At 58.9% G+C, this 24,055-nt stretch carries 27 protein-coding genes, 1 pseudogene and 1 riboswitch; of the genes and pseudogenes, 15 read left to right on the forward strand and 13 right to left on the reverse strand.

The annotated features are described in order from the left end of the window. Nucleotides 1-47 precede the first annotated feature (47 nt). Together ACIPIZ_RS03125 and ACIPIZ_RS03130 are read left to right on the forward strand one after the other, a co-directional pair. On the forward strand, nt 48-977 hold the full coding sequence (locus ACIPIZ_RS03125) for an MBL fold metallo-hydrolase (RefSeq protein ID WP_122660602.1): 930 nt from the start codon (nt 48-50) through the stop codon (nt 975-977). A gap of 159 nt (nt 978-1,136) precedes the next feature. Continuing rightward, nucleotides 1,137-1,610 (forward strand): short chain dehydrogenase, encoded by a 474-nt coding sequence (locus ACIPIZ_RS03130; RefSeq protein ID WP_122854995.1) that lies wholly within the window; start codon nt 1,137-1,139, stop codon nt 1,608-1,610. Between the two features lie 294 nt (nt 1,611-1,904). Here the strand turns inward: ACIPIZ_RS03130 and ACIPIZ_RS03135 are convergent, their stop codons facing one another. Then, nucleotides 1,905-2,336 carry a DNA methylase gene (locus ACIPIZ_RS03135; protein ID WP_122855016.1) on the reverse strand — a complete coding sequence of 144 codons (432 nt, stop codon included), beginning with the start codon at nt 2,334-2,336 and terminating at the stop codon, nt 1,905-1,907. A 285-nt stretch (nt 2,337-2,621) separates the two neighbouring features. On the opposite strand from ACIPIZ_RS03135, the gene ACIPIZ_RS03140 reads away from it, so the two are divergent. Together ACIPIZ_RS03140 and ACIPIZ_RS03145 are read left to right on the forward strand one after the other, a co-directional pair. After that, nucleotides 2,622-2,870: a DUF6555 family protein gene (locus tag ACIPIZ_RS03140; RefSeq protein ID WP_105707570.1), complete on the forward strand. Its 249-nt coding sequence runs from the start codon at nt 2,622-2,624 to the stop codon at nt 2,868-2,870. A gap of 2 nt (nt 2,871-2,872) precedes the next feature. After that, nucleotides 2,873-3,265: a GFA family protein gene (locus ACIPIZ_RS03145; RefSeq protein WP_064390344.1), complete on the forward strand. Its 393-nt coding sequence runs from the start codon at nt 2,873-2,875 to the stop codon at nt 3,263-3,265. A gap of 81 nt (nt 3,266-3,346) precedes the next feature. On the opposite strand, the gene ACIPIZ_RS03150 is transcribed toward ACIPIZ_RS03145, so the two are convergent. Beyond that, on the reverse strand, nt 3,347-4,354 hold the full coding sequence (locus ACIPIZ_RS03150; RefSeq protein WP_064390345.1) for a saccharopine dehydrogenase: 1,008 nt from the start codon (nt 4,352-4,354) through the stop codon (nt 3,347-3,349). Between the two features lie 493 nt (nt 4,355-4,847). Here ACIPIZ_RS03150 and ACIPIZ_RS03155 point away from each other — a divergent pair, with 493 nt between their 5' ends. After that, nucleotides 4,848-5,210: a DUF6124 family protein gene (locus tag ACIPIZ_RS03155; RefSeq protein ID WP_122854998.1), complete on the forward strand. Its 363-nt coding sequence runs from the start codon at nt 4,848-4,850 to the stop codon at nt 5,208-5,210. 290 nt (nt 5,211-5,500) lie between these two features. Here ACIPIZ_RS03155 and ACIPIZ_RS03160 read toward each other — a convergent pair whose 3' ends face one another. After that, nucleotides 5,501-6,367, reverse strand: coding sequence for an AraC family transcriptional regulator (locus ACIPIZ_RS03160; protein WP_069556797.1), 867 nt, complete (start codon nt 6,365-6,367; stop codon nt 5,501-5,503). A 195-nt stretch (nt 6,368-6,562) separates the two neighbouring features. Between ACIPIZ_RS03160 and ACIPIZ_RS03165 the strand changes: the two genes are divergently transcribed. Beyond that, nucleotides 6,563-7,000, forward strand: a complete 438-nt coding sequence (locus ACIPIZ_RS03165; RefSeq protein WP_163005358.1) for a nuclear transport factor 2 family protein — start codon at nt 6,563-6,565, stop codon at nt 6,998-7,000. A 134-nt stretch (nt 7,001-7,134) separates the two neighbouring features. Here ACIPIZ_RS03165 and ACIPIZ_RS03170 read toward each other — a convergent pair. After that, nucleotides 7,135-7,419: pseudogene (locus ACIPIZ_RS03170) on the reverse strand (LysR substrate-binding domain-containing protein); the annotation flags it as partial. A gap of 188 nt (nt 7,420-7,607) precedes the next feature. On the opposite strand from ACIPIZ_RS03170, the gene ACIPIZ_RS03175 reads away from it, so the two are divergent. Then, the gene (locus ACIPIZ_RS03175; RefSeq protein WP_401163921.1) at nt 7,608-8,168 is read left to right on the forward strand and encodes a nucleotidyltransferase family protein; all 561 of its coding nucleotides are present in this window, start codon (nt 7,608-7,610) and stop codon (nt 8,166-8,168) included. Between the two features lie 207 nt (nt 8,169-8,375). Then, on the forward strand, nt 8,376-8,735 hold the full coding sequence (locus tag ACIPIZ_RS03180) for a thiol-disulfide oxidoreductase DCC family protein (RefSeq protein ID WP_401163923.1): 360 nt from the start codon (nt 8,376-8,378) through the stop codon (nt 8,733-8,735). Here the strand turns inward: ACIPIZ_RS03180 and ACIPIZ_RS03185 are convergent. The 3 genes from ACIPIZ_RS03185 to ACIPIZ_RS03195 form a co-directional block, all read right to left on the reverse strand. Further along, on the reverse strand, nt 8,719-9,210 hold the full coding sequence (locus ACIPIZ_RS03185) for a DUF2269 domain-containing protein (protein WP_122660595.1): 492 nt from the start codon (nt 9,208-9,210) through the stop codon (nt 8,719-8,721). The genes ACIPIZ_RS03180 and ACIPIZ_RS03185 overlap by 17 nt on opposite strands. Nucleotide 9,211: 1 nt before the next feature. Beyond that, a complete protein-coding gene (locus tag ACIPIZ_RS03190; RefSeq protein ID WP_401163925.1) occupies nt 9,212-10,339 on the reverse strand; it encodes a saccharopine dehydrogenase family protein in 1,128 nt (375 codons plus the stop codon). A gap of 98 nt (nt 10,340-10,437) precedes the next feature. Beyond that, nucleotides 10,438-11,190: an autotransporter domain-containing protein gene (locus ACIPIZ_RS03195; RefSeq protein ID WP_401163927.1), complete on the reverse strand. Its 753-nt coding sequence runs from the start codon at nt 11,188-11,190 to the stop codon at nt 10,438-10,440. Between the two features lie 276 nt (nt 11,191-11,466). Next, nucleotides 11,467-11,673, forward strand: a riboswitch (cobalamin riboswitch). Nucleotides 11,674-11,764: 91 nt separating this feature from the next. On the opposite strand from ACIPIZ_RS03195, the gene ACIPIZ_RS03200 reads away from it, so the two are divergent. The 4 genes from ACIPIZ_RS03200 to ACIPIZ_RS03215 are packed head-to-tail and all read left to right on the forward strand — an operon-like array spanning nt 11,765 to nt 15,244. Continuing rightward, nucleotides 11,765-13,702: a TonB-dependent receptor plug domain-containing protein gene (locus ACIPIZ_RS03200; RefSeq protein ID WP_401163929.1), complete on the forward strand. Its 1,938-nt coding sequence runs from the start codon at nt 11,765-11,767 to the stop codon at nt 13,700-13,702. Then, entirely contained in the window at nt 13,702-14,061 is a 360-nt protein-coding gene (locus ACIPIZ_RS03205; protein WP_105707599.1) for a ferredoxin, read from the forward strand. Before ACIPIZ_RS03200 ends, ACIPIZ_RS03205 begins: the two co-directional genes overlap by 1 nt. Next, the gene (locus ACIPIZ_RS03210; RefSeq protein ID WP_401163931.1) at nt 14,058-14,978 is read left to right on the forward strand and encodes an ABC transporter substrate-binding protein; all 921 of its coding nucleotides are present in this window, start codon (nt 14,058-14,060) and stop codon (nt 14,976-14,978) included. Before ACIPIZ_RS03205 ends, ACIPIZ_RS03210 begins: the two co-directional genes overlap by 4 nt. A gap of 50 nt (nt 14,979-15,028) precedes the next feature. Then, on the forward strand, nt 15,029-15,244 hold the full coding sequence (locus ACIPIZ_RS03215; RefSeq protein WP_122854447.1) for a PLD nuclease N-terminal domain-containing protein: 216 nt from the start codon (nt 15,029-15,031) through the stop codon (nt 15,242-15,244). Nucleotides 15,245-15,290: 46 nt separating this feature from the next. On the opposite strand, the gene ACIPIZ_RS03220 is transcribed toward ACIPIZ_RS03215, so the two are convergent. The 6 genes from ACIPIZ_RS03220 to ACIPIZ_RS03245 all read right to left on the reverse strand — a co-directional run bounded on the left by ACIPIZ_RS03220 (nt 15,291) and on the right by ACIPIZ_RS03245 (nt 20,583). Continuing rightward, the gene (locus tag ACIPIZ_RS03220) at nt 15,291-15,737 is read right to left on the reverse strand and encodes a YetF domain-containing protein (protein WP_122854446.1); all 447 of its coding nucleotides are present in this window, start codon (nt 15,735-15,737) and stop codon (nt 15,291-15,293) included. Nucleotides 15,738-15,744: 7 nt separating this feature from the next. After that, nucleotides 15,745-16,263: a hypothetical protein gene (locus ACIPIZ_RS03225; RefSeq protein WP_122854445.1), complete on the reverse strand. Its 519-nt coding sequence runs from the start codon at nt 16,261-16,263 to the stop codon at nt 15,745-15,747. Between the two features lie 3 nt (nt 16,264-16,266). Then, on the reverse strand, nt 16,267-16,767 hold the full coding sequence (locus ACIPIZ_RS03230) for a CinA family protein (RefSeq protein ID WP_401164236.1): 501 nt from the start codon (nt 16,765-16,767) through the stop codon (nt 16,267-16,269). Between the two features lie 97 nt (nt 16,768-16,864). Next, on the reverse strand, nt 16,865-18,091 hold the full coding sequence (locus ACIPIZ_RS03235) for a zinc-dependent alcohol dehydrogenase (RefSeq protein WP_122854444.1): 1,227 nt from the start codon (nt 18,089-18,091) through the stop codon (nt 16,865-16,867). 94 nt (nt 18,092-18,185) lie between these two features. After that, nucleotides 18,186-19,196, reverse strand: a complete 1,011-nt coding sequence (gene cydB, locus ACIPIZ_RS03240) for a cytochrome d ubiquinol oxidase subunit II (protein WP_122854443.1) — start codon at nt 19,194-19,196, stop codon at nt 18,186-18,188. Then, entirely contained in the window at nt 19,186-20,583 is a 1,398-nt protein-coding gene (locus ACIPIZ_RS03245; RefSeq protein ID WP_401163934.1) for a cytochrome ubiquinol oxidase subunit I, read from the reverse strand. Before ACIPIZ_RS03245 ends, cydB begins: the two co-directional genes overlap by 11 nt. Before the next feature lie 328 nt (nt 20,584-20,911). Between ACIPIZ_RS03245 and ACIPIZ_RS03250 the strand changes: the two genes are divergently transcribed. The 3 genes from ACIPIZ_RS03250 to ACIPIZ_RS03260 all read left to right on the forward strand — a co-directional run bounded on the left by ACIPIZ_RS03250 (nt 20,912) and on the right by ACIPIZ_RS03260 (nt 24,053). Further along, nucleotides 20,912-21,388, forward strand: coding sequence for a hemerythrin domain-containing protein (locus ACIPIZ_RS03250; protein WP_122854441.1), 477 nt, complete (start codon nt 20,912-20,914; stop codon nt 21,386-21,388). A 103-nt stretch (nt 21,389-21,491) separates the two neighbouring features. Then, complete coding sequence (locus ACIPIZ_RS03255; RefSeq protein WP_122854440.1) at nt 21,492-22,556, forward strand: FAD-dependent oxidoreductase; 1,065 nt, start codon at nt 21,492-21,494, stop codon at nt 22,554-22,556. A gap of 102 nt (nt 22,557-22,658) precedes the next feature. Beyond that, nucleotides 22,659-24,053 (forward strand): PLP-dependent aminotransferase family protein, encoded by a 1,395-nt coding sequence (locus tag ACIPIZ_RS03260; protein WP_401163937.1) that lies wholly within the window; start codon nt 22,659-22,661, stop codon nt 24,051-24,053. The last annotated feature ends 2 nt before the right edge of the window (nt 24,054-24,055 follow it).

The raw sequence follows: 24,055 nt of genomic DNA on the forward strand, positions 1-24,055 counted from the left end.
CCGAGCGCCCAAGAACCGATGTCTTGCCTGATAAAAAGGAGAACACCATGACCATGCATCTGGATTCCTTCACCGCCAACAGCGCCACCCTGCAAACCCCGACCGAAGAGCTGGTGCCGTCGCGCTACGCGCTGCGCCTCGGTGACATCGACGTGATGGTAATCAGCGACGGCGTCCTGCCGCTGCCGACCCAGACCATGTCGACCAACGCCGATCCTGCCGACCGCGCTGAGTGGTTCAAAGAGATGTACCTGGGCCCCGACGCGTTCGACTGGGCACTCAATGTGCTGGTGGTGCGCAGCGGCGAACAGGTGATCCTCGTCGACGCCGGACTTGGCGGCCAGTTCCCCGGTTTCCCCCGCGCCGGGCAGTTTCCCAAACGCCTCGCGGCGGCCGGCATCGACCTCGCAGACGTCACCGATATCGTCATCACCCACATGCACATGGACCACATCGGCGGACTGCTCGTCGACACGGTGAGAAACCGTCTGCGCGACGACGTGCGCATCCACGTCACCGCCACCGAAGTCGACTTCTGGACCTCGCCGGACTTCACCTGCACCGACATGCCCGCACCGGTGCCGGATGTATTGCGCTCGACCGCCAACGCGTTCATCCAGCAGTACCAAAGCAAACTGCGCATCTTCGAAAATGAGTTCGAAGTCGCTCCCGGCGTGGTCGCCAAACTCACCGGCGGTCACACCCCGGGCCATTGCGTGGTCTACGTGACCTCCGGCGAGGAACGCTTGACCTTCGCCGGCGACGCCCTGTTCCCGGTGGCCTTCGATCACCCGGACTGGCACAACGGCTTCGAGCACGATCCCGATGAAGCGGTGCGCGTGCGTGTGCGCTTGCTGCAGGAAGCGGCCGCCAGCGGCGAGCTGTTTGTCGCCACACACTTGCCCTTCCCGTCGGTCGGCCGTGTTGCCATCAATGGTGAAGCGTTCCGCTGGATTCCGGCGATTTGGGATTACTGATTGAGCTAGCGCCACACCGCTTCGCCCGGCCTTGGTCGGGCGAAGTTGTTTTCGCCTGTTACAGATCCGTTCCGGGACAACCGCTACCTTTCCTCTTTTACATGGAACGACGGTCGATCCTTGTTCTCTACCGCTGAACCTACAGCGGAGGGATTGACCATGATTGCCCCTGAAACCGGTATGAAACCGGGTGAGCGTTATCGCATTGAAAGCGTCGAGCGCGCGCCGCAATTCCCTGGATTTTTCCTCGACGGCAAGTATTACCTGGGTCCCGAATTGCAAACGGCCGTGGGCTGGCTCGAAGGGCAGAATTTCCTGTATGACCAACTCGATCCCAATGGCGAACCAGTTTATCCGGACAGAATTGTTGGAACGATTACTTCGCTCTCCCTGGAACTGACAGACGGCCTGCGTTTGAGTATTGAGGAAGTGCCCTATCAGGAAGAGTCCGTCGCGCCACTCCGGACGCTCGACGAAATGCCCACTCAAACCCGTGCAATGCCGCTCTCCCAGCGGCGTACACACGGCACGCCCCAGCCAATGCGTCCTTCTGCGCTACTGGTTGCAGGCGCAGCCTTGCTGGTGGGGATTTGCCTGCTGTCGATCAATCGCGCTCGCGGGCGAGTCAGGTAGCTGATAAATGATCCAGGCAGTGACCAGAGTTTGGCCACTGCCCGAAATTTGCAACACTACTCAGCCGCACCCCCTTGCGACATTCTTCTCTGGCCAGGAATGAAGCTATTTGTTTTCGTCCGTTTTGCCCTGCTGTATCTGCAACGAGGCCTTGCTCTTGTCACCGTCCTTGTTGGGTGAGTCATGCGGGCTTTCAAAGCAGCCCTGCAATAAAAACATCGAACAAATACCTAGACATGCGCATATCTTTTTCATGACCTTCTCCTTAGGAAAGGTAACCCGTCACCGAGTCGATTAAAAAAGCACCGCACTCGCCTCCCGCATGAAAATCTCCACGGTTTTCGGACCGATGCCATCAAATTCCGCCAAGCGTTTCTCGAAAGCCTGACGGTCAGTACTCGCCTCCAGCATATTGCTGACCTTGCCCGCATATTCGTCGTTAAGCCGGCGTGCCAACGCCAGCAGGCGCTCCGCCGTGGTCTCGTCATAACGCACGTAATGCGCCTCCCCGAGCATCGCCACCAATTCACGATGGCTGCAATGCGCGAGCTTGCGAGGCGTGTCGCGGCCGTGTTGATCGACGATCACCCGATAAGCTTGCGCGGCAATTTCGGCCTGTATTCGCTTGCCCATCAAGAAACTGGCAAGCAACCATTTGAACAGACCTTCTTCATCGTTGCGCCGAAGTCGGATGTTCAGGTCCTGCGCATTGATCGTTTTGTTCACCACTCAGCCCTTGCTGTGCTCCGGTGACGAGGGGCCTTGCTTGATCCCGCGTGGGCCGGCAACACCCCACACGATCAGCCCCAGGACCTTGCCTCGTTCATGGCGCACTCCTCCGAGACCTATAGGCATTGGGCTGCGCTAACGAAACAGTGTTCAAAAAATCTTCTGCTGACGCAGCGCCTGCTTGATTCGGGTGCCTGACCCCAGCAAAAACAAACAGCGCAAAATCCTTTGAATTTTTTTCGTCGGCAAAACTCATTTGCGTATGAGCGTAAGGAGGAACTCATGAGCAACGTCGACATCTTCGTCATCGAATACAAACTTCACGGCCAGCCAAGATCATTCGTCATCCGCGCAAAAACCATGCGCAATGCCGATGCCTGGCATTGGGCGAGTTGCGATGCCGGCATCGCGCCGATTCCCAAACCCGGCAAACCACCGTTGAAAGTCATCTCCAAACCCCAGGCCGAGCGCTTCGGCATCACCGACGTGAAATGGCGCGAAACGGCAACGGTGGACTGGATGGAGGCATAGTCATGCTCAAACAAGTCGGCAACACGCTGATCCGTCGCGACCACCGCGCGAGTTGCCATTGCGGTGCGGTCATCCTCGAAATCCATTTGCCCGACGGCCTGCCCCCGCCGCACCGCTGCGACTGCTCGTTCTGCAAACGCCGAGGTGCGATTGTGGCGGCGGTGCCGGCGGCGGATCTGAAGGTGATTCGCGGTGAATCTGCATTGCTGAAGTACAGCTTTGGCCAGCAAGTGGCCGAGCATTTTTTCTGCGGGAATTGCGGTATTTACACCCACCATCGACGCAGTACCAATCCGCATGAGTTTGGTTTCAATGTGGGTTGTCTTGAAGGGGTCAACCCTTATGATCTGGGTGAGGTGCCGGTGGCAGATGGTGGGGCTTGGCAGTCGCCGTGAGGGCAAAGGGCCGCTGGCGAGCACATCAAGGCTCGCCAGCGGATCTATCAGAACGGTCAGCATTAACGAAAGAAACTTGCCTTAGTGCACTTTCAATTCCAGCAGCTCACCGCCCTCTTTACTCAAACGCTTCAGATACGCACCGGCATCGAGCAGCTGATAAGGAAAGTACAGACCTGCCGAAGTGGGTAGTTTGCCATCCAGCCCAAGCAGTCGTTCCAACAACATGGCGACGCTGAGCCCTGTCAACGCTGCGGCGCCTGCCGGGTGAACGACGGCATGCCGTGTGTGCAACGCCCGACCCTTGCGATCCTCGCCGACCATTTCGATGAGGATCTCGGTCGACATCGGCCGACCCGCGCGTCGCGAAGAACTCACCCCGCTGGCCAGATTGAACTGCACATTGGGCGCATCGGTGGCGGCAGCCAGCCCGGTCACATCGATGGACGAGAAGCCAGAGGCTTGCATCGACGTGCCGTCCAGCGCACGGAAGCTGACGTTCTGCTCCTCACCTTCACGCCAGACGTAATTGCCATCGCGCCGCGTCAGGGCGGCGGGCAGCATTTTGCTCAAGTGTTCAAAATCTTTGGCCACGGTCGGCCCGCCGCCGTCCTGCTCGTCAACCAACGCATCAATGCGAATATCGCGCACCCGGGCAAACGCCTCAGCAATGTGCAGCGCCGCCACCGTCGTTGCACCGACCATCCATTCGTAACCGAGCACGATGGCAGATGCGTCAGGGCGATGGATGTAACTGGCGATTTGCGGCGCAATCTCGAAAATGCCGGACGAAATGCTCAGGTGCGGCACCTTGCGCTGCTGCGCGAAACGCAACCCGGCAAGGGAATGATCCATGTAGAAAACCGCCACGGCGCTGACCGGGCGATCGCCCATACCCAGATCATCGGCCGCAGGATCAATGACCACGCCCTGCGCCCCGCCCATTTCCTCGGCGGCTTGTTGAGCCTTGGCCAGGTCGCGGCCGCCGATCAGCAACGGTACGTCGGGGTGGGCGGCGCGCAGGGCTTTGGCAGAACGGTGGCCGATGGCGCCGGAGCCGCCCAGAAACAAAATGGGTTGAAGTGACATGGGTATCCCTCCTCGTCTTTTTTGGGTTGCAACCTAGTGTTGGTGCGTGCCCGGGCGTGAGGGTTCCAGGCCATTGCCTGAGCTGGAGGGCGGGCCGACGAGTGTCATTTTGAACGGCGCGTTGATGAGGCATGTTTAGGAGTTTTTTGTGGTTGTTTAAAAGACACGTCGCGTTACTTGCTTGAGGCTACAACTTCTTGCGCCATTGCCTACGACTGCGCCAGAATCCGCCGGCTTGTGCGCCTAAAGGGCCACCGGTAACTTGGTTCGCGTCACTGATTCCCAGTGATCGGGTTTAGTAGCCCGTGGTAAATGAAAGTGCACAAGCGTCCGTCAAAAGGTATTCACGTACCTGCACTTGATGGCGGCTGTGCGTAGGGCGCCCTCGGGCGCGCCGGCTTTCTTCTTTTCCCCGGTCTACTAACCTGCGTACAGCTGCCACCCCCTGTTTAGTAGCTCGGTGCGGCGGCCACACCACAGGAAAAAGAAGAACATGTTCAAGATCACGCCGAACCCGCCGGAAACAGATCCGGCCTCCCCGTACGAATCTCCCGATTCCAGGAAATTCCACGAAGCCGCCGAACGCGCCCTCGACTACTACCTGACGCCAACCCAGCGCATCATGGGCAGCGACAAAAAACACGTTCCCATGTTTCTGGCCAACTCCGACTACGACAGCGAGTCCCTGCTCGTTAACGCCAGCGAATCGCTCAGCTCAGCCACCGAAATGCTCTGCAACTTCGCCGCCCTCCTGGACCCAGGCCACCGCAAAACTGCGCTGGGGATTGCGCAAGTGGTGATGCTGGGGGAACTGGCGGTGAATAAAGCACTGGATAAAGTTGTGCCGGTGGATTGAGTGGACATCCCTTTGTGGCGGCAGTCGGGTTGCTGTCACAAAGGGATCAAGATTGCATTGGGCGTCTGCTTTCGGCCAGAAGCGGACCCTCCACCATCGCATCACATAGACTAAGAACCCCATTGGGTAGTACAAACAGCAACTGCGCTGAAAGCCAAAACCCGGCATTGCGCCGGGCCTTCGTCAACAACCCAAACACATTGACTTTAAATGCGCTTCAAGCTTTCCAGCCGCCTGACGCATAGAGACTCACGCGCAATTCGAGCCTGATCCGATTGAAAAAGCTCAAATCAGCGGCGCAGTGATAAAGCGTCGCGGTTCGGCGCTACGCCGAAAGCCTTCTTGTATTCTCGACTGAACTGAGAGGGGCTGGCGTATCCGGTCTCAAATGCGACACCTGTAACATTTGATGCTCCGGATGCGAGCAGCCGTCGAGCAGCGAGTAGCCTAAGTTGTCGCTGGTAAGCGAGCGGACTATGTGCAGTAACCGCCTTGAAATGTCGGTGGAACGACGTGACGCTCATACCGACATGAGCGGCAAGCCAATGCACACTCATCGGCTTATCGGCGTTCGCGCTGATCCAGTCTGCCGCGATTTTGATTTGTCCGAACCGGGTGTTGTGCATTCCAATTTGGCAGAGCCTGGAGCCTAGCGGACTTAACAATAGGCGGTAGTAGAACTCGCGCTCGAACTGGGAGCCAAGCACCTTAACCTCTGCTGGCGTGTCAAGCAGACCGATGAAGCGAACCAACGGCTCGACAAAACTGCTATCGGCTTGGGCGATAGAGATAGCGCCCGCCTGCGGATACGGTTGGGTGGACTTGCTCATATCGAGAAGCAAGCCAGCGACGATCCCTGCATCGAGCATTAATTCGACACTGATATAAGGTTTTTCCGGGCTCGCCTCTACCACTTCACTCACGAACGGTAACCCGACCGATGCCACTGCACAGGTGCCCGGATGGCAGTCAAACGTGCTATCGGCAATGTTCATCCGCTTGGCGCCTTGCAGCAGCAGATAGAACTTCGGCGCAAATAGAGCCGGGGTCGGAGGAACCGGAGCATCTGTGGATCTGATTGTCAGTCGGGGAAGAGTGTTTGATAGATCGGCGCAACCGCGATGTCGGCTCACTATTGCGAGAAGATGTTCCAGCATGATGGCTATCGATCCTGGTCGCACTCGCGACAGGCCAGTGGTTTCTCAAACTAAAACAGTTGGTAGGATCAGGCAAGGCTTTAGCACTATCGAGGATGTGGTCGGGCCGGATGTTCGCGAAAGTGGAGGCATCCAATATAACCCTGGCTTAGAGGGCCGATGATGTCAGACCAACCTTCTCGCTTGCAGCAATTCATGGACGAGGCGTCCATCCGGAACACCATTGCACGTTTCGCCGACAGCGCGACTCGCGCAGACCTCGCAATGTTTTACTCGGTTTGGGCAGATGATGGCGAATTCATCATTGGTCAAGCCCCTCACGGCCAGTACTCCAAAGGCCCAGACAACAACGTGGCGCTGCTTCACAAACTGCGCGCAGGCAAGGAGTTCTTCGTCCAATTCGCACTGCCGGGGGTGATTGTTATCGACGGTGATCAGGCAACTACCCGCACATTCGTGCATGAATCTGCACGCGGCCCAGGCGAGAAGTACTACCGCAATCACTGCATTGCGTTCGATGTGCTGCAACGCTCGGGAGACGATTGGGTTTTCAAGAGCAGATCCTTTCAGTACCTCTGGCTCGACACCGAAGCGTTCTCCGGAACCGGATTCCCGCTATTTCCGGCGGCATAATGCCTGGCCTGACTACCTGATCCCTTTGACAGGGCTATTCATATGTCGAAACAGATGTGTTTTTTGGGCTACAGCGGGCGCGATGCAATCGACCCGCTTCCAACGATTTTCGCCCAGGCAATAAGGCACACGCGGGTTCTCAGAACGCTTACGAGTTTCGCAAACGCGTCAGCGGCCACGCTGTGATACCCATTGTTTCGGCGATACAGCACCACTGTGCGACCAGGCAACGATAGGATTGTCCGAAGCTCACGTAATCCAGCTTGCTCACGCACTATCGCGTCGAGAAGGATAGTCGCCAAGCGACATTGCTTGAGTACATTGTTCAAGATGGCAATCGAGTTAGCTTCCAGCACGATGTTCGGACTAAAACGTTGCTTCTGGCGCCAGGCATCCACCGCCATCCGTGTCATTCGGCCAAGTTCTCCCTGTCGCGACCGTTCGCTTTGGGTCGTAAGCAACCTTCTGTGACTGGCAGCTATTGGCCGAAAGCAGACATTCACGACGATCCGCTTCAATCTGAAAACAGTCGAAAGCATTCATCAAATGTCACGATTGTGGCTACCTTTGCCAAGATCAAATGACCAAGCGCAATGAGAAACACCCAATGCAGCACGAAACACAGCTAAAAACCCTGCTCACTCAGGATCCTGTAAGGATGAAAATCCTGCGCATGGCTCGCGAACTGGACTTGCCGGATTGCTGGATTGGCGCCGGTTTCGTGCGCAGCCTGGTGTGGGATCACCTGCATCAGCGCCAGCCATCAGCGTTGCCCGCAGACATCGATGTCATCTGGTTCGACTCGGCACGTGCCAGTGCGCAAACCGATTCGGCGCTGGAAAACATACTGTCGAGCCTCTGTAGCGAACTGAACTGGTCTGTAAAGAATCAGGCGCGAATGCACCTGCGCAACGCCGATGCTCCCTATCGCTCCGCTGCCGATGCGATGACCTGTTGGCCCGAAACGGCGACTGCCGTTGCTGTCAGACTTGATCGTGACGACGAGATAGAGATTTCGGCGCCGTTGGGGCTGGATGATCTGTTCTCGCTGGTGATACGGCCAACAGAACGATTCAGAATCGAAAAACATGCCATGTTTCTGGAGCGCATTCGAGCCAAGGCGTGGCGTGAGACTTGGCCCGACTTGATCTTTGTCACGGAGCGGTGAGTTCTCACCCCTGCCGGTTCCTGCCAAGTACGGCCATTCGCAGACAGCAACTTCTAAGGCTATGATCGCAACATTCCAGCCTCTCCCGAACCCAACCCCATGCCCACCTCAAAAATCCGCCCAACCCCCGCCCCGCTCCTCAACCCGGACGAATCCGTGGTCCTGTTCGATGGCGTGTGCAAACTCTGCAACGGCTGAGCGCGTTTTTTGATTCGTCATGATCATCAACGCCGCGTACGTCTGGCCGCCGTGCAATCTCCCGAAGGCCAGGCGCTTCTGGCGTGGGCCGGTCTGCCAATTGATCAATTCGACACCATGGCGGTCATCCGCGACCGCCACTACTGGGAACGTTCTAACGCTTTCTTCGAAATCATCAGCCAATTGCCCGCCCGCTGGCAGCCGTTGCGACTGCTGCGCATCTTCCCCCGGGGCCTGCGCGACTGGGCTTACGACCGCATTGCGCTGAACCGCTATCGCCTGTTCGGCAAATACGACACCTGCCTGCTGCCCACGCCTGACCATGAACAGCGCTTCCTCAAAGCAACGGCGCCTACAGCAGAAAGCTGAACAACTGCACTGGTGTCATCTTCGTCACCATCATCAGCACGATGACAAACATCCCGGCAAACCCGAGCACGCCCATCCAGAACCATTTGCGGTAAACCAATTGATATTGTTCATCAAGCCCCGCCCCCACCTCGCTCGCACTCGTCGCCATCACACACAGCCGCTTCTGCAACAGCAACACCGGCAGCCACAGCGAGCCGACGCAGAAGAAGATGATCAACGACGTCAGCACCCACTCGGTGCTCATGCTCAGCCCGGAAAGTCGCATCAACAGATAACCCGTGATGATCTGCACGAAACCGGCCGGCGTGGTGATCCACGTGTCAAAGCTCACCACCATGCGCGCGACGTGGGCAATCACTTGCGGGTTGCGTGTGCGGCTGGCGGCAATCAAGTAGAGGTAGGAGCCCATGCCGAAGCCGAACAGGAAAATCGCCGCGATGATGTGCAGGTACTTCAGGCACAGATAGAGCATGTCAGCGTTGCCCGTCCGCGAAGTTCACGGCCAGGCTCAGGTTGGCCGGGTCGTTGATCGCGGCCATGTACTCGGCGACGCTGATTTCGCCCACGCAAGGTCGGGCGCCGGCGGTCGGCACGTAGCCTTGGGCCATTTTCGTCGCCAGTGCTACGGCGGCGCAGCTGGGGATTTCCGGGCCTTTGTCGTTCAGGGCGGTGAGTTGCGCGGTCATGGACAGCGGTTTGCCGTCAACGCCAAGGCCCTGCACGTCGATGTACATCGCGCTTTTGCCATCGCCGAAACGCTCGAAGCGCGTGCCCAGGCGATGCAATCTTGCGGCCCACAAAGCATGGTCGCGCACCAGTCCGATTTTGAGTGCCTGAGCCAGCAGACCATTGGCGATACCGCCGAGCTTGAGCCCGGCGCCCGCCTTGAAACTCAGGGTCTGCGCACCATAACGACCGGCGAAAATATCCATGTCCGGCACATCGACGTTGGCCAGCAGCCGCGTGCCCATCTGCGGCATTTTGCGCAAGGTCAGGTCCAGCCACCCCGACACTTCGTGCACCTTGCCGTTTTTCAGTTGTTTGATCGGTTTGCCGGCATAGGCGAGTACGCCTTCGATGGTCGACAGACCCGGCATTTTCGCCGAAGAAGAAATGCCGTGTTCGATCGAGTCGATGCGTGAAAAACGCTGGCGCTGTTCATCGATGATTGCGGACGACAGCGTCGGCACCGAGCTGCAACCGCTGAGGATCGCCACGCCGGCCTGCTTCGCTCCCGCGTCGAGAATGTGGATGCCGTTGACGAAGGTGCGGCAGTCCGCCAGATCGCAGTAGTTCACGCCAGCGTCGATGCAACTCTGCGCAACGGCATAGGATTGCCCCTGAAACGGCCCGCCGGTATGCACGACCAACTGAATGTTCAGCGCACGCAATGCGGCTTCGAACTCTTCGCCCATGGCGTCGCCGCACCAGCCTTCGCAGACGTTGCCCGATTGGCTGTTCAGCTCATCGAGTTTGCGCTGCAATTTGCGCGGGTCACGACCCGACAGCACCAGCCCGATGTCCGGCATCAGCGCCAGATGGCGGCACACGATGCTGCCGAAATTTCCGTAACCACCGACCACCATCACCCTGAACGGCATGCAATTCTTCCCTAAATCAATCCATCAACAGGCGTGCAGGATATAGGGCTGAACGTCAGCAAGCCATCCACTGTAGGAGTGCGTTTTACCCGTAAGGACTAGAAATTGATCTTGAACCCCAACATCGCGTCATACCCATGGCTGTCGCCATCAAAGCCCTGCCGATAGCCAGCCGAAGCGGTAAACGTGGTGCGCCGGTTAGCCTGGTAATCCACCCCCACATTGACCTCGCCCCACGTGCCCTGAATGTCGGATTCGAACGGGATGTACCCCGATTCAGAGGAAAACTCGGTTTTCGGTTGCCCCTTGAATTCATGCCAGATACTCGGACGGATCCAGCCATTGGTGCGCCGTGCGCTCTTGTCGACGCCCTCGGTGTCCCAGTCCTTGGCGATACGTACGCCGGCGCGGCCGATCAAAGAATCCACGTCCTTGAAGCGAATTTTCGCGCCGACGTCATCACTGCTGTCCAGATCGACGTAGCTGTAGATCGCCTGCAATTGCGGCTCGATGTACCAGTCTTTGTCGACTTCGAACGGGTAGCCGTTTTCCAGCGACGCGGTGTAGCCCCAGCCACGGGTTTTCAGTTTGGCCAGGTCGTTGGGTTTGGCTTCGATGTCGAAGCGGTTGAGCTGCAATACGCCGTCCAGATACCAGCCGGAGGGGCCGAAGTGTGTCCAGTAGGCGCCGACGCCGTAAGCGCGTTGGCGTTGTTGCCGCGACTGTTCAATGAAGAGCCGGCTGTGGTGGTAATGGTGGTGCCCGTCTGAGTGCTGATCGACGCATCGACACCGGCTGCAGGCAAACAGGTTTGCGAGACGTTGTAGGCACCCGCCGCCAAAGGCCCGCACGCGGCCTGAACATCTGCGAGCATCAGGGTGTTGGCCATGGCGACCAGTAAAGCATTGCGCATGAAATGCGGGACGTGTCCGCCATGAGATGGGCCGCTGGCACCGTGCATGAAAACCTCCCTGTTCAGCGTGCCTGGCGTATCCCTCACGCCTGTCGACGCCGCGCAATATTGCGTTGTGATGACCGCTATAGACCTTAGTAGTTATTTCCAAAGTTGGTAATTCGCGGGTCGAGGACCTGGATTGGCAAGTTGACGAACGGTCTGTCGAATGTTCAGATGCCGCCCAGTTTCAGGTGTCCCATGCCGCCGTGCATGGGGTGAAACGGGAAACCGGTACGTTCTTTTCGAACAAGTCCGGTGCTGCCCCCGCAACGGTATGCGCGTGATGCTTTCGATACACCACTGTGGCCGCACGGCCATGGGAAGGTGAAAGCCTCGATACGCGCGAGCCCGGAGACCGGCCTGAAATTTCGTTTGGCAAAATCCTGCGGTGGGCGGGCATGGGCCGGTATTGGCTGTGCGCGATGCCTTCTCCTGCATGCTCTTCTGCGAAGATCCTTTTCGAGAAGACAATGATTCGACCTTTCAACACTTCTGCTCCAACCCTCTTGTTCGGCTGCCTGTTCAGCCCTCTGCTGCTGGCGGATGACGCGCCACTTGAACTCAATCAACAAATCGTTTCCGCACCGTCGGTGGAGTCCACCACAGTCGCCGACATGGCCAAGTTCGGCAGCAAGGTCGAGATCGTCACCCGCGAGCAGATCGAACGCGCCGGGCCCAGTGCCGATGTCAGCCGTGTGATGCAGATGTTCATTCCCGGCTTGTATGTGGCGCCGAAAAACGGACCGTTCGACTACGGCACTTATTCGCTGCTGGGCGGGCGCAACGACGACACGCTGATCCTGCTCGATGGCGTGCGCCTGAACAATCGCTTGTACGGTGGCCTCTATCTGGACACCCTGCCGGCTAACGCCATCGAACGCATCGAAGTGCTCAAGGGTGGTCAGAGCCTGTTGTTCGGCACTCAGGCCGTTTCCGGTGTGATCAACATCGTCACCCGCAGCCCGCAATTGCGCAAAGCCTCCGGCGAGGTGAATCTGGGCGTCGACAGCTTCGGCGGCACCACCGAAGATGCGCGGGTCGAAAATATCTTCACTAACGGTTTCGGCGATCTCGGGTTGTTGGCGTATGTCAGCCACAACGTCTCCGACGGTTATCAGCCGTATCGCAATCGCGACATGAAAAACGTCAGTGAGAAAAACCGCGCCTACGAAGTCACCACGTTTGGCGGCAAGGCGATTCAGTCGTTCGGCGATGATTCGCGGCTGGAATTGTTCTACCAATACGCCGACGCCAACCTCGACTTCGCCCGCCCGGTGGACAACCACACAACCACCAACGATCGCGTACAGCAGATCGCCACGGCGACTTTCGAGCAGACCATCAATGAGCGTCTGAGCTACTTCGTCAAAGGCCATATCAACGACTGGGACACGCGCTACACCCGCGTTAACAACGTCGAGGGCGGCGGTACCAGAGTGATCAACCACAACGACTATTGGGGCTTCACCGATTGGGGCGTGCAGGCCGAAGGCAAGGCTGAACTGCCCGGCGGCCACGTACTGGTGTTCGGCAGCGACAACCAGTGGTTCAAGGGCCAGGACGATGTGCTGATCATCGACAACGACAAGGCCGAAGCCCACGCGCTCTACACGCAATTGCGCCCGCAGATCGACGCCCTGCCCGACTGGCACCCGAGCATCGGTGTACGCCACGAAGCCATGGGCGGCGGTGACAGCGCCACGGTCGGCATGCTCACTTCGCTGTATGACCTCAACGACAACTGGTCGGTGCGCGGTCAATACGGCAGCGCCTACAAATTGCCGAACGCCGAGCAACTGTTCGTCAACGAGCCGGGCGACGAGATCGGCAATCGCAACCTGAAACCGGAAAAAAGCCGCAATGCCGAACTGGGTGTCGACTACAAAGGCTTCCTGCTGGATCGTGAATTCAGCGCCAGCGTGACCCTGTTCAAACGCAAGATCGACGACCTGATCACCCTCGATGGCATTCAGTGGGTCAACGGCGAAGGCACGATCCAGATGCGCGGTTTCGAGGCCGACGCCAAGCTCGCGCTCAACGAACAGTGGAGCCTGCAAGCAGACATGACCCGCAACCTCACCGAGTCGCGCACCGGTGTGACCATCAACGATATTCCGAGTTTCTTCGCCCGTTCTCGTGTGGGCTATGAAGCGGAGAACCACCTGTGGGGTGCCGGCGCTGCGATCCGCTACATTCGCGACATCAAGAGCTCGAAGCAGGTCGAGTACGGCAACTATTGCGTGGTCGACGCCGACGCCTATCGCTACCTCGACAACGCCCACCAGCACCGCGTGAGCCTGCTGGTGGAAAACCTCTTTGATCGCGATTACGTCACCAGCCGTTCGAGCAACGTCAATAACCTCGGCCGGCCGTTCACCTCCGAAGTGCGCTACACGTACCGCTTCTGATGAGTGAGATCAAAACCGTCGACGGCGTCGACACGCACCCGGACTGGTCGCACGTGCCCGAGCACGCGCGCCATGTGTTCCTCTGCACCGGCCCGCGCTGCACCCAGCGTGGCGCCTTGCAGTTATGGAAAACCCTGCGCCGGCATTTGCTCGCGCATGATCGCATCGAGACGCCGGGCGGGGTCTTGCTGACACGCACGCACTGCCAGTTTCCGTGCAATCAGGGGCCAATCGTGACGGTGTATCCGGAGCGCTGCTGGTATGGCGTGCACAGCAAGGAAGATGTACAGCGGCTGGTCGAGGGGCATCTGGTGGGCGGTGAGGTGGTCGCGGATCTGTTGATCAAGGCGCGGACATGAGCCGGTTGTGGCTGTTGTTAGGTGCCCTGCTCTGCACGACACCGGCGTTCGCCGACACTTACCGTAATTGCGGCGAGGACTGGCGCGGCGCCGAGCCTTCGCGCATCGTCGCGCTCAATCAGCATGCGGCAGATCTCGTGCTGGCGCTGGGCGCCGGGCCAGCGCTGGTCGGCGTGGCATATCTGGATGACACCGCTGCCGGCCAGCGGCCATCCGATTATTTCGGCGTGCCGGTGATCGCCCGGCAGTACCCCGCCAGTGAAGTGCTTTACGCGCAGAAGCCGGATCTGGTGATCGGTGGTTTTGCCACGGCATTCGGCGACGGGGTGACCTCACGCTCGGGACTGGCGCGCAATGGCGTCGGTTCGTATCTGCTGGAATCGGCCTGCAACGGGCATTCGCTGGATTACTTCGCGCATGTGCGCAATGACTTGCTGACGCTGGGCAAGCTGCTGCACCGACAGCAAAAAGCCCAGGCGTTGATTGAGTCCATGGCAGCCGACCTCGCCAGCGCCCGTACCTTGGCCGGCACAGGCAAACCGCTGTCAGTGTTCTATCTCGACAGCGAAGTCAAAGGCCTCGACAGCGAAGGCCAGCGCGGCTTCGTCACGCCGCTGCTGGCCGCCGCCGGCGCACGCAATGTGTTCGCCGACATCGACCTGTACCGAGTCACCGTCAACCGCGAAACCCTGCTGGCCAGCGACCCGGACGTGATCCTGCTCGCCGATGCCGAATGGTCTCCCGCCCGCCGCAAACGCTACCTGTTGAACCACGACCCGGTGCTGTCACAACTGCGCGCGGTGCGCGAAAAGCGCATCCTCGAAATCCCCTTCACCCACCTGCTGCCGGCCTTCAACAGCGGCCGCGTTGCTTTGGATCTGGCCCGTCAACTCAACGCATTGAAGAAAAATAAATGAACCCGCCGTACCACGCGCCACCTAACGAACAGACCATCAGGAGGTAGCCAATGCAAATCGAAACCGTGTGGATCGTACTGGCGGCAGTTCTTCTGCTAATCGAACTCTGGGCCATCAATCGGGTGCGCAAGAGCGAGGGGAAATCGAGTAATAAAGGCGTGTGGATTGTGTTGATCGTGTTTGTGCCGTTGTTCGGCTTGATTGCCTGGGCATTGGCGGGGCCCAAGCATGTCAGCCACGACACCGCGTCGCAAACGGGGCGTTAGGCTCTGCGGAAAGGGCCGAAGGCAATGCTTTCGGCCTGCTCTATCCTCAGGAGTCCTGAGGAATGACCGATATCTTGCCGTTACGCTCGATAATCGCGAACTTGATCTGTTCGATGGTTTCGATGCCCTGACTCGAGCGTGCAGCTTCCATCACATCGGCTTCCACCAACCGAGCATGACGCAAGCGATGATGCAGAAGCTTGCCGTTCTCGACAATGATCGTCGGTTCGCCATCGATCAGCCGTGAGATCCAGCCCGAGCGCTGTTTGAGCAGCGAGAACCCGACGTCTATCGCGATCAGCGTCACGATCACCAGCATTGAATTGGTCAGGGAGAAATCATCACCCAACAAGGCTTGCTGGGTGGCCTCGCCAATGATCATCAGCAACACGAAGTCAAACGTCGTCAGCTCCGCCAACGAACGGCGCCCGGCGATTCTGAACAACACCATCAATGCCAGATACATCGCCACTGCGCGCAAGACAGAATCCATGGGACACCTACGGAAAGATGAATTGAACGAGATCTACGCCACTTGATCCGGGCGAATCCAGCCGGCTGCGAAATAGCCCCAAACCATCGCCTCGCACGGTCAAATACAAGGTCGCATGACCGTGTGCATCAGCCTGCAACCATAAACGCATGCCCTGCGCTGAACTGCGCGCCTGCAACGGTTCCGGCTGCAAGGTTTCGATACTGAAGCCGTCCAGCCATTCGCCGCTGATGTCCAGTTCCACTGCGGCATCGGGCGCAGCGCTGAGGCTGATTTTCATGGCGTTGGTGGAGCCATTGCGATGGAACATTTCGTACTGCGCACGCAATTTGCCGTCCTCGCTGCGCACTTCGCGCGAACTGATGAGTCCACGAGAAAACCCACCCAACAGTGCCAGCACGACCAATAGCACCAGCGCGTACCACCCGCATCGCTCGAAGCGCCAGACTTTCAACTGGTATGCCATGTCTTCGCGAACCGGGTATTGCCTGCTGCGCAGATCCGGGTGTTCGGGGTCTTCGCTCATGCCCTAACCTCGCTCGCCGTGCAGGGCCCGTCGATGAAAATGGGGTAGATGCTGCAAGGCATATTCCGACGCGGCGCTCTGCACCTCACATCGCGTACCGGGGAACCACTGCTGACGACTGAACACGCAAGGTTCTTTTGCCGAATGAAAGGCCCAGGCGAAGCAGACGGTGCCGGCGGCAATACCATCGACGTCTTCGGGACCGAGAATGCCGGTGGTGGCCACGGCAACGTTGGCGGTGCTGTCATGCAAGGCGCCGAGCGCCATTTCGCGGGCCACTTCTACGCTGGTCAGATTGAAGGTTTCGATGGTGTCAGGATTGACGTGCAGCAGCCGTTGTTTGGCCTGGGGGGAATAAACGACATAACCGCACTCGATGAGATCGCCGCTGCCTTGCACAGCGGAGAGCATCATCACGATTTCGCCGGCCGTACACGACTCTGCCGTGGTCAGGATCAGAGAGTGACGGCGCAAGTAGTCGACCGTTTGATTGGCGATGGACATGACACTCACTCGAAGGCTCATTTCCCGGTTGACCGCAGCCCACGCCAATCATTCCAACAACTGCCAGCCCGGCGCAACCCGGGCTTTTGCAGTGTATTCAACTGGCCGGTACCAGTGGCGGCATTTCGGCCGTTTCCGCCAACGGCACATCGCTGCCACCCGGTGTGAGGATCACTTTGCGACAGTTCTCCTGCTTCTTGTCGAAGATCTTGTAGCCCTCGGCGGCCTGCTCAAGCGACAGCCTGTGGGTGATGATCGCATCGGGTTGCAATGCACCGGTCTCGATATAGCCGAGCAGTTCAGGCAAATAACGCTGCACATGAGTCTGGCCCATCTTGAACGTCAGGCCCTTGTCGAACGCGTCGCCAAACAGGAAGCCATGGATAAACCCGGCATAAACACCCGGCACACTGACTACCCCGCCACGGCGTACCGCCGCAATGCACTGACGCAGGGCTTTGCCGCTGCTGCCTTCGAGTTTTAGCGTGGCCAGCACCGTTTCCGTGGTGCTGCCCTTGGCTTCGAACCCCACCGCATCGATGACCGCATCAACGCCACGACTGCCCGGCGTCTGACCCATAATCGTGTCTGCCGGATCATCGTCGTCATCGAAATTGATCGGTATCACGCCATAGGTGCGCTGCGCGTATTCCAACCGATAGGGATGATGATCGACCATGAAGATGCGCTCAGCGCCAAGCATTTTCGCGCAGGCAGCACTGAGCAATCCAACCGGTCCGGCGCCGTAGATGGCCACGCTTGATCCCTGGCCGATCTGCGCATTGAGTACCGCTTGCCATGCGGTTGGCAGAATGTCGGACAGAAACAGGACTTTCTCGTCCGACAGCGTGCCGGGGACGATGAAAGGCCCGGTATTGGCCTTGGGCACCCGCACCAGCTCCGCTTGGCCACCGGGAATGCCGCCGTACATCCGGCTATAGCCGAACAACGCGGCCGGCGGAGGTATGCGCTTCTTGTTCATGGCCGCGCCGGCGCCGGTGTTGGTGGTTTCGCACGCAGCATAGAGTTCTTGCTGGCAGAAAAAACAGTCACCGCAGGCGATCACGAACGGGATCACCACCCGGTCACCGCGCTGCACAGCAGTCACCCCTGGCCCGGTTTCCTCGACAACACCCATGAATTCATGGCCGAAGATATCGCCATGCTCGACCGTCGGAATTTTGCCCCGATACAGGTGCAGGTCCGAGCCGCAGATGGCGGTGGCCGTGACGCGCAGAATAATGTCGTCGGGGGCTTCGAGTTTCGGGTCAGGCACTGTTTCGACTCGCACGTCGTGGGCGCCGTGGTAGGTCATGGCTCGCATGGCAAAGTCCTCAAGCTGATGAGTGAAATGGCTGCTGCTTCACATTGGGAAGGCTTGCCTCAGAACGAGTTCAGAGAATTTCTTCAAGATCGGATCAGTGGGATCTGTCATCGCTTTTCACGCGCACCTTGCCGCTGAATACCCGAAAGCCGAACGTGTTGTAGATCAGCGTCACCGGGATCAACACAGCAAATCCGATCAGCATGAACACCTGGCTTTTCGGGCTCGACGTTGCGGCCTTCAAGGTCAGGTCCGGTGGAATGATCAGCGGAAACAGCGCCACCAGCATCAGCGCGAAGGCCAGCACGAAGACACCCAGCGCCGCGAACAACGGCAGAAAATCGAAGCGCCCGGCGAACCCGAAAAAGAAAACCAGCAGGCATGCGCTGAGCAGCGCTGCCGCCGGGATCCACACACGCGGGTCAGTCAATCGTTGCGCATATTGTTCGTGCAACGTTGCGCTGCAGATAACCAGTGCAATCAATGCCACGACCGTCAGCACCGCCAATACCTTTGCCTGCCGTGCGGAATGCCGTTGCAGTTCATCGACCGTTCGCCAGTACAGCCAGCAGGTGCCAAGCCACGTGTAGCCCAGCACCAGGACCAGCCCGCAAAACCACGGAAACCACCGCAGCCATTCACTGCCATCACCGACGTATTGCCCGTTCTCATGCGGCACCCCCTGCATCAATGTGCCCAGCACCACGCCTTGCAGCGCGCCGGTCAATAATGAGCCACCCATCAAGGCGCCATCGACCCAGCGCTTGATGCGTTCGCTGGGTGAATAATCACGAAATTCCAGTGCCATCGCCCTGAGCATCAAGGCCAGAAACATCACAATGAACGGCAGGTAGAGCGCTGGCAGCAGAATCGCGTAGGCCAGCGGGAACAACGCCAGCAGACCGCCGCCGCCGAGCACCAGCCACGTCTCGTTGGCATCCCAGATCGGCAGAATCGTCACGGCCATGGCTCGGCGATGATGGCGGCAACGGGTCAGCCCCATCAGCACGCCGACACCGAGGTCGGTGCCGTCGAGCAGCACATAGTTCAGCACCGAGAAGCCGAGGGCGGCGGCGCACAGCAGGGTTATCCAGTCAGTGTCCATGCGAGCGGTCCCCTGCCTGCCCCGTTTCATCGGCCAGCGTCGGCTGCGGTCCGGGCTGATCCGCATGGGCAGGCTCGCGCAGGATGCGCAGCAACACCCAGAGCCCGATGCCGAAAACCAGCAAGTAGAACAGTAGAATCAGCAGGGTCGAACCGAGCACTTGCTCGCGCGAGACCGGGGACAGACTGTCGGCCGTACGCAACAGACCATAGACCGTATAGGGTTGACGCCCGACTTCGGTGACCGTCCAGCCGCTAAGCATGGCCAGAAAACCGGCCGGCGCCATCAGCACATTGCCCCACAACCAGCGGCGAGCGACGTAGAAACCTCGCCGCCGACGCAGGATCAGACCGATCAAGCCTTGTCCCAGCATCAACAGACCCAACCCGACCATCAGACGAAACGCAAAGAACACCGGCGCCACGGGCGGAATGTCCTGCGGCGCGAACTCATCCAGCGCCTTGATGGTGCTGCTCAGATCGTGACTCAGATACAAAGAGCCAACACGTGGAACCGCGACTTCCCAGTGATTGCGCCGCTCAGTCATGTCCGGCCACGCAAACAGACGCAAGGGTTCGCCCGCACCTTGCGGTGGGCGTGTCCAGCTGCCCTCGATGGCCGCGACTTTCTGTGGCTGGACTTTCAAACTGTGCTGCCCATGCAGGTCGCCGACCACGACCTGCACGGGTATCAATACAACGATTGCCCAGAGCGCCATGGAAAACAGCAGGCGTGCCCGAGGATTGTCGGGCGCCTTCAACAACTGCCAGGCGCCGGCGCCCGCCAGCACGGTCGCAGTGCCGAGCAGCGCGGCCAGCGTCATGTGTGCCAGTCGATAAGGAAACGACGGATTGAAGATAATCGCCCACCAATCCTCGGCAATGAAACGCCCGTCAGCGGCAATCGAATAGCCGGCCGGCGTGTGCATCCAGGAATTGGCCGACAAAATCCAGAACGCACTCATTAGCGACCCCGCCGCCACCGCACAGGTCGCGAAGAAATGCAGACGCGGGCCAACCTTTTTCAGCCCGAACAGCATGATGCCAAGAAAGCCTGCCTCAAGAAAAAACGCCGCGAGCACTTCGTAAAACATCAGCGGCCCGAGAATGTCCCCGGCCTGCACGGCAAGCCGCGACCAGTTCAGCCCGAACTGGTACTCCAGAATCAGCCCGGAAGCGACGCCGATCGCGACGTTGAGCGCAAAGACCTTGAGCCAGTAACGATAGACATCCAGATAGACCTGACGACCGCTGCGCAACCACAGTGCTTCAAGGATCAGCAGAAAATTGGCCAGGCCGATGGTGAACGCCGCCAGCACGATATGAAAGCTGATGGTAATCGCGAACTGTGCGCGTGCCGCCATCAAGGCGGAATCAACGGCGTCCATTCAAATTGCTCAGTGACGAAAACGGCCTCTGACCGTTTGCGTCGATCTGCTCGTCGCTCAACATGAAGTCCACCTCGAAGAACACCCGGATGCGTGTTGGACAGCTACGGCGGGGGGCAAATTCAGCCAAGGCTGTGAACTGCAATGCTCGCACGATGCAGGTCATGCAGCCTGCACGAAGGCAGTTTGCCGCGAGCGCGGTAAGCCTTTGAAGCAACGACATTTTTCCGGACCGATGAATTGGCATGGCAAATGCCACAGTTGCAGAGCATTCACAGCGCCGTGAAACAACGGCCTGTGTTCACTCCGTGACAGCCGAGGAACCATAATGAACGCCATCGACCTTCTCAAAGCCGATCATGCAAAAGTCAAAGACATCCTCAGCCAGCTCAGCGACTCGACGGAGCGGGCGCTGAAAAAACGCGTGGAACTGCTGGGCAAACTGGAAATGGAAATCACCATCCATACTCGCCTCGAAGAGGAAATCCTCTATCCGGCGTTCAAGGCCGCCGGCAGCAAGGAACAGGACGTCATGTACTTCGAAGCCAAGGAAGAACACCGCACCGTGGACTCACTGGTGCTGCCTGATCTGAAACTCACCGACCCGGGAACCCCAGAGTTTTCCGGTCGAGTGAAAGTGGTCAAGGAACTGCTGGAGCACCATATCGAAGAGGAAGAAACGGAAATGTTTCCCCAAGCGAAAAAGCTTTTGGGCAAGGAAAAACTCGAAGAGTTAGGCGCGCAGATGGAAGCCATGAAGGCCAGCTGCAAGAAGGAAATGGCTGCCGGGAATATGGCCGCTTAACGTGTTGCAAGCGGACGAGCCCGGCTTCGGCCGGGCTTTTTTCTGGTTGCTCGCAGCGTCTCCCTGCTGCAGGATCAGCCGATCGACAACAGGGAATGTTGAAATGGATCAGAAAGCATGTGGGCGAATTGTGGTGGTCGGTGCCGGCATCGTCGGCGCCTCACTTGCGTACCACCTATCAGGCAAAGGGGCGCAAGTCACGCTGATCGAGGCTGACGAGATCGCGAGCGGCGTGACGGGAAACTCCTTTGCCTGGATCAATGCCACACACGCCAGCGCTGATCCGATTGCGCAGTTGCGCGGTATGGCCATAGAAGCATACCGACGACTCGAAACCGAGCTGCCGGATTTGCAGATTCGCTGGACCGGAGCTTTGTCGTACGACGAATCGGCGGAACATCCTGCTTCGGCAACCCTGTTATCAGCTACCGAGGTGCTCGGCCGCGAGCCCAACCTGAAAAATCCCCCACCGTGCGCGTTATTTCGCGCTGAAGAAGGTGCGCTCGACGCCGTGCAGGCCACCCACGCCTTGATTGCTGGCGCTCAGGCGCTGGGGGCGCAATTGCTCACGCGAACCCGAGTGACCGGTTTCAAAACCTGCAACGCAGATGTCACCGGCGTTGAAACCACAGCGGGCACGTTTGATGCCGACCTTGTTGTGCTTGCCGCGGGGACTGGCACCCGGCAGTTAACACAGATGCTCAACGTCTCCCTGCCCATCGACGCTTCGCCCGCCATTTTCATCCGCTACAAGACCCAACCGTGCCTCGTCAAAGGCATCATCTCCAGCCCCGAAATGGAAATTCGGCAAAGCGCCGACGGCACGTTGCTGGCCGCTGAAGATTATCTGGGAGAAGCGCCGGGTTACGCGCCGACGGACATCGCCCGGCAAACCGCCGAAGCCATACGCAAAGAACTTCACGGGGTGGCTTCCATTGAGGCGCAAACCGTCGCCGTCGGGCTGAGACCCATGCCCGCTGATGGCATCCCCGTTGTAGGTTACTTGCCAGGGGTCGGCGGAGTTTACGTTTGCGCGATGCATCCCGGTGTGACGCTGGCGGCAATCGTCGGGCGCCTCGCCAGTGAAGAAATCCTTGAGCGCCAGTCATCTGTCCCCCTCGGGCCGTGCCGTCCTCAGCGCTTTCTTCAGAACTCAGGCGACGCTTGATTCAGACTCGCCGACGCCCTGCAGCAAGAGATGTGCGCAGGCAACACCTCGTCATTTTGCGCAACTTGGATAACGGAAATCGTAATGAACAGGAGAACAGCATTGACGGCCCCCAAGGACACCGCGTTCGCCTATCAAGCGGTCTACCACTACCTCCTCGGTCTGATCGAAGCTTCCAGTGGTATGGCGGAACAAAAACTGCCGTCCTTGCGACCGCTGGCCCTGCGCCTCGGTGTGTCGGTGTCGACAACCAAATATGCGTATGCCCTGCTCGAAGACGAGGGCCGAATCCACGCCAAAGCCAGATTCGGTTATTTCACCCGAGCAGTGTCGGCGATGCCTGTGACGCCCCGCTCAGGCAATTTGCTGGATAACGTCTTCGCCAGCGCCCGTCAGCCGGGCATGCTTGCGCTGAGCAGCGATGCCCCGGCGATGCTGCTGTCTCTGCAGCAGCCGTTGTTGATGATCGAGCGCGAACTGACTCGCCAATACCCGCAGTCTCGCGCGCCGCTGTATCAGCCATTTGGCGAGGCCGAATTACGCGCTGCCGTGGCCGAACGCTACACCCGTTCCGCTGAAAATCATTGGCAGGCCGAGCAGGTGTATATTGGCGCGGACTTGCGCAGCGTGTTCGAATTGTCGCTGACTGCATTGGACCTCAATGGCAGCGTCGCACTGGTGGAATCGCCCTGCTCGTGGGCGATTTTGCGTCAGTTGCAGGCAGCGAGGATTCGTGTGATCGAAATCCCGCTCGGCGACGACGGGCGCTTCGACTTGCCCGCGCTCAACGAAGTGCTCACGCGCGAACCGGTGCGCCTGGCCGTGCTTTCCTCAACGGTGAATATCCCCCACGGCAGCCTGATGCCGGCGCAGGATAAACAGCAGATCTGTCGCTGGCTGGCCGAGCGCGATATCTGGCTGTTCGAAAATGACACTTGGGGCGAGTTCTGTTTCTCTCCCACAGCCGCGCGCTATCGCGACTTTGCCGATCCGGACAGGCTGTTGGTGTTCTCGACCTTCGATAAGATCATCGGTGCCGAAGCCCCTTACGGCTATGTCCTGTGCCGCCAGCAAGGGCCGCAATTGCAACGATCCTTTCTTGAACGCGGCTTTCGTCTCTCGACGATTCGACAGAAAGCCATCGCCAGGCTCTACCTGTCCAAGCGCATTGACCCGCACCTGAAAACGCTGCGAACGATATTGCTCCAGCGCATGCACCAGATGCAGACGTTGCTGGAGCAACACGCCAATGGCCGCTGGCAAGCGATCGCCCCGCACGGCGGTGCCAGCTTCTGGCTCAAAGCGCTGCATCCGGTAGACATGCAACGGGTGTTCGAGCGTTTGCTGGCTGAGCGCATCGTCATCGCCCCCGGGGAAATCTTCAGCCAGCAAGGGGCATGGCAACAGCATCTGCGCCTGAGCTACACCGTCGACTGGGACAAGGACATTGCTCAGGCGCTGAAGACACTGGCGCAGGCTATCGACGCCGAACCCTAGCC

The sequence above is a fragment of the Pseudomonas sp. NPDC087690 genome, from assembly GCF_044743175.1.
Lineage (GTDB): Bacteria > Pseudomonadota > Gammaproteobacteria > Pseudomonadales > Pseudomonadaceae > Aquipseudomonas.

Excerpts from the sequence above, each read along its gene's own strand:
- ACIPIZ_RS03210 (WP_401163931.1), top strand. The coding sequence starts at position 14,058 with ATGAGCCGGTTGTGGCTGTTGTTAGGTGCCCTGCTCTGCACGACACCG.
- ACIPIZ_RS03200 (WP_401163929.1), top strand. The coding sequence starts at position 11,765 with ATGATTCGACCTTTCAACACTTCTGCTCCAACCCTCTTGTTCGGCTGC.
- ACIPIZ_RS03150 (WP_064390345.1), bottom strand. The coding sequence starts at position 4,354 with ATGTCACTTCAACCCATTTTGTTTCTGGGCGGCTCCGGCGCCATCGGC.
- ACIPIZ_RS03255 (WP_122854440.1), top strand. The coding sequence starts at position 21,492 with ATGGATCAGAAAGCATGTGGGCGAATTGTGGTGGTCGGTGCCGGCATC.
- cydB (WP_122854443.1), bottom strand. The coding sequence starts at position 19,196 with ATGGACACTGACTGGATAACCCTGCTGTGCGCCGCCGCCCTCGGCTTC.
- ACIPIZ_RS03160 (WP_069556797.1), bottom strand. The coding sequence starts at position 6,367 with ATGCTGGAACATCTTCTCGCAATAGTGAGCCGACATCGCGGTTGCGCC.
- ACIPIZ_RS03245 (WP_401163934.1), bottom strand. The coding sequence starts at position 20,583 with ATGGACGCCGTTGATTCCGCCTTGATGGCGGCACGCGCACAGTTCGCG.
- ACIPIZ_RS03225 (WP_122854445.1), bottom strand. The coding sequence starts at position 16,263 with ATGAGCGAAGACCCCGAACACCCGGATCTGCGCAGCAGGCAATACCCG.
- ACIPIZ_RS03145 (WP_064390344.1), top strand. The coding sequence starts at position 2,873 with ATGCTCAAACAAGTCGGCAACACGCTGATCCGTCGCGACCACCGCGCG.
- ACIPIZ_RS03235 (WP_122854444.1), bottom strand. The coding sequence starts at position 18,091 with ATGCGAGCCATGACCTACCACGGCGCCCACGACGTGCGAGTCGAAACA.
- ACIPIZ_RS03250 (WP_122854441.1), top strand. The coding sequence starts at position 20,912 with ATGAACGCCATCGACCTTCTCAAAGCCGATCATGCAAAAGTCAAAGAC.
- ACIPIZ_RS03205 (WP_105707599.1), top strand. The coding sequence starts at position 13,702 with ATGAGTGAGATCAAAACCGTCGACGGCGTCGACACGCACCCGGACTGG.
- ACIPIZ_RS03220 (WP_122854446.1), bottom strand. The coding sequence starts at position 15,737 with ATGGATTCTGTCTTGCGCGCAGTGGCGATGTATCTGGCATTGATGGTG.
- ACIPIZ_RS03190 (WP_401163925.1), bottom strand. The coding sequence starts at position 10,339 with ATGCCGTTCAGGGTGATGGTGGTCGGTGGTTACGGAAATTTCGGCAGC.
- ACIPIZ_RS03130 (WP_122854995.1), top strand. The coding sequence starts at position 1,137 with ATGATTGCCCCTGAAACCGGTATGAAACCGGGTGAGCGTTATCGCATT.
- ACIPIZ_RS03165 (WP_163005358.1), top strand. The coding sequence starts at position 6,563 with ATGGACGAGGCGTCCATCCGGAACACCATTGCACGTTTCGCCGACAGC.
- ACIPIZ_RS03230 (WP_401164236.1), bottom strand. The coding sequence starts at position 16,767 with ATGTCCATCGCCAATCAAACGGTCGACTACTTGCGCCGTCACTCTCTG.
- ACIPIZ_RS03155 (WP_122854998.1), top strand. The coding sequence starts at position 4,848 with ATGTTCAAGATCACGCCGAACCCGCCGGAAACAGATCCGGCCTCCCCG.
- ACIPIZ_RS03140 (WP_105707570.1), top strand. The coding sequence starts at position 2,622 with ATGAGCAACGTCGACATCTTCGTCATCGAATACAAACTTCACGGCCAG.
- ACIPIZ_RS03215 (WP_122854447.1), top strand. The coding sequence starts at position 15,029 with ATGCAAATCGAAACCGTGTGGATCGTACTGGCGGCAGTTCTTCTGCTA.
- ACIPIZ_RS03175 (WP_401163921.1), top strand. The coding sequence starts at position 7,608 with ATGCAGCACGAAACACAGCTAAAAACCCTGCTCACTCAGGATCCTGTA.
- ACIPIZ_RS03125 (WP_122660602.1), top strand. The coding sequence starts at position 48 with ATGACCATGCATCTGGATTCCTTCACCGCCAACAGCGCCACCCTGCAA.
- ACIPIZ_RS03185 (WP_122660595.1), bottom strand. The coding sequence starts at position 9,210 with ATGCTCTATCTGTGCCTGAAGTACCTGCACATCATCGCGGCGATTTTC.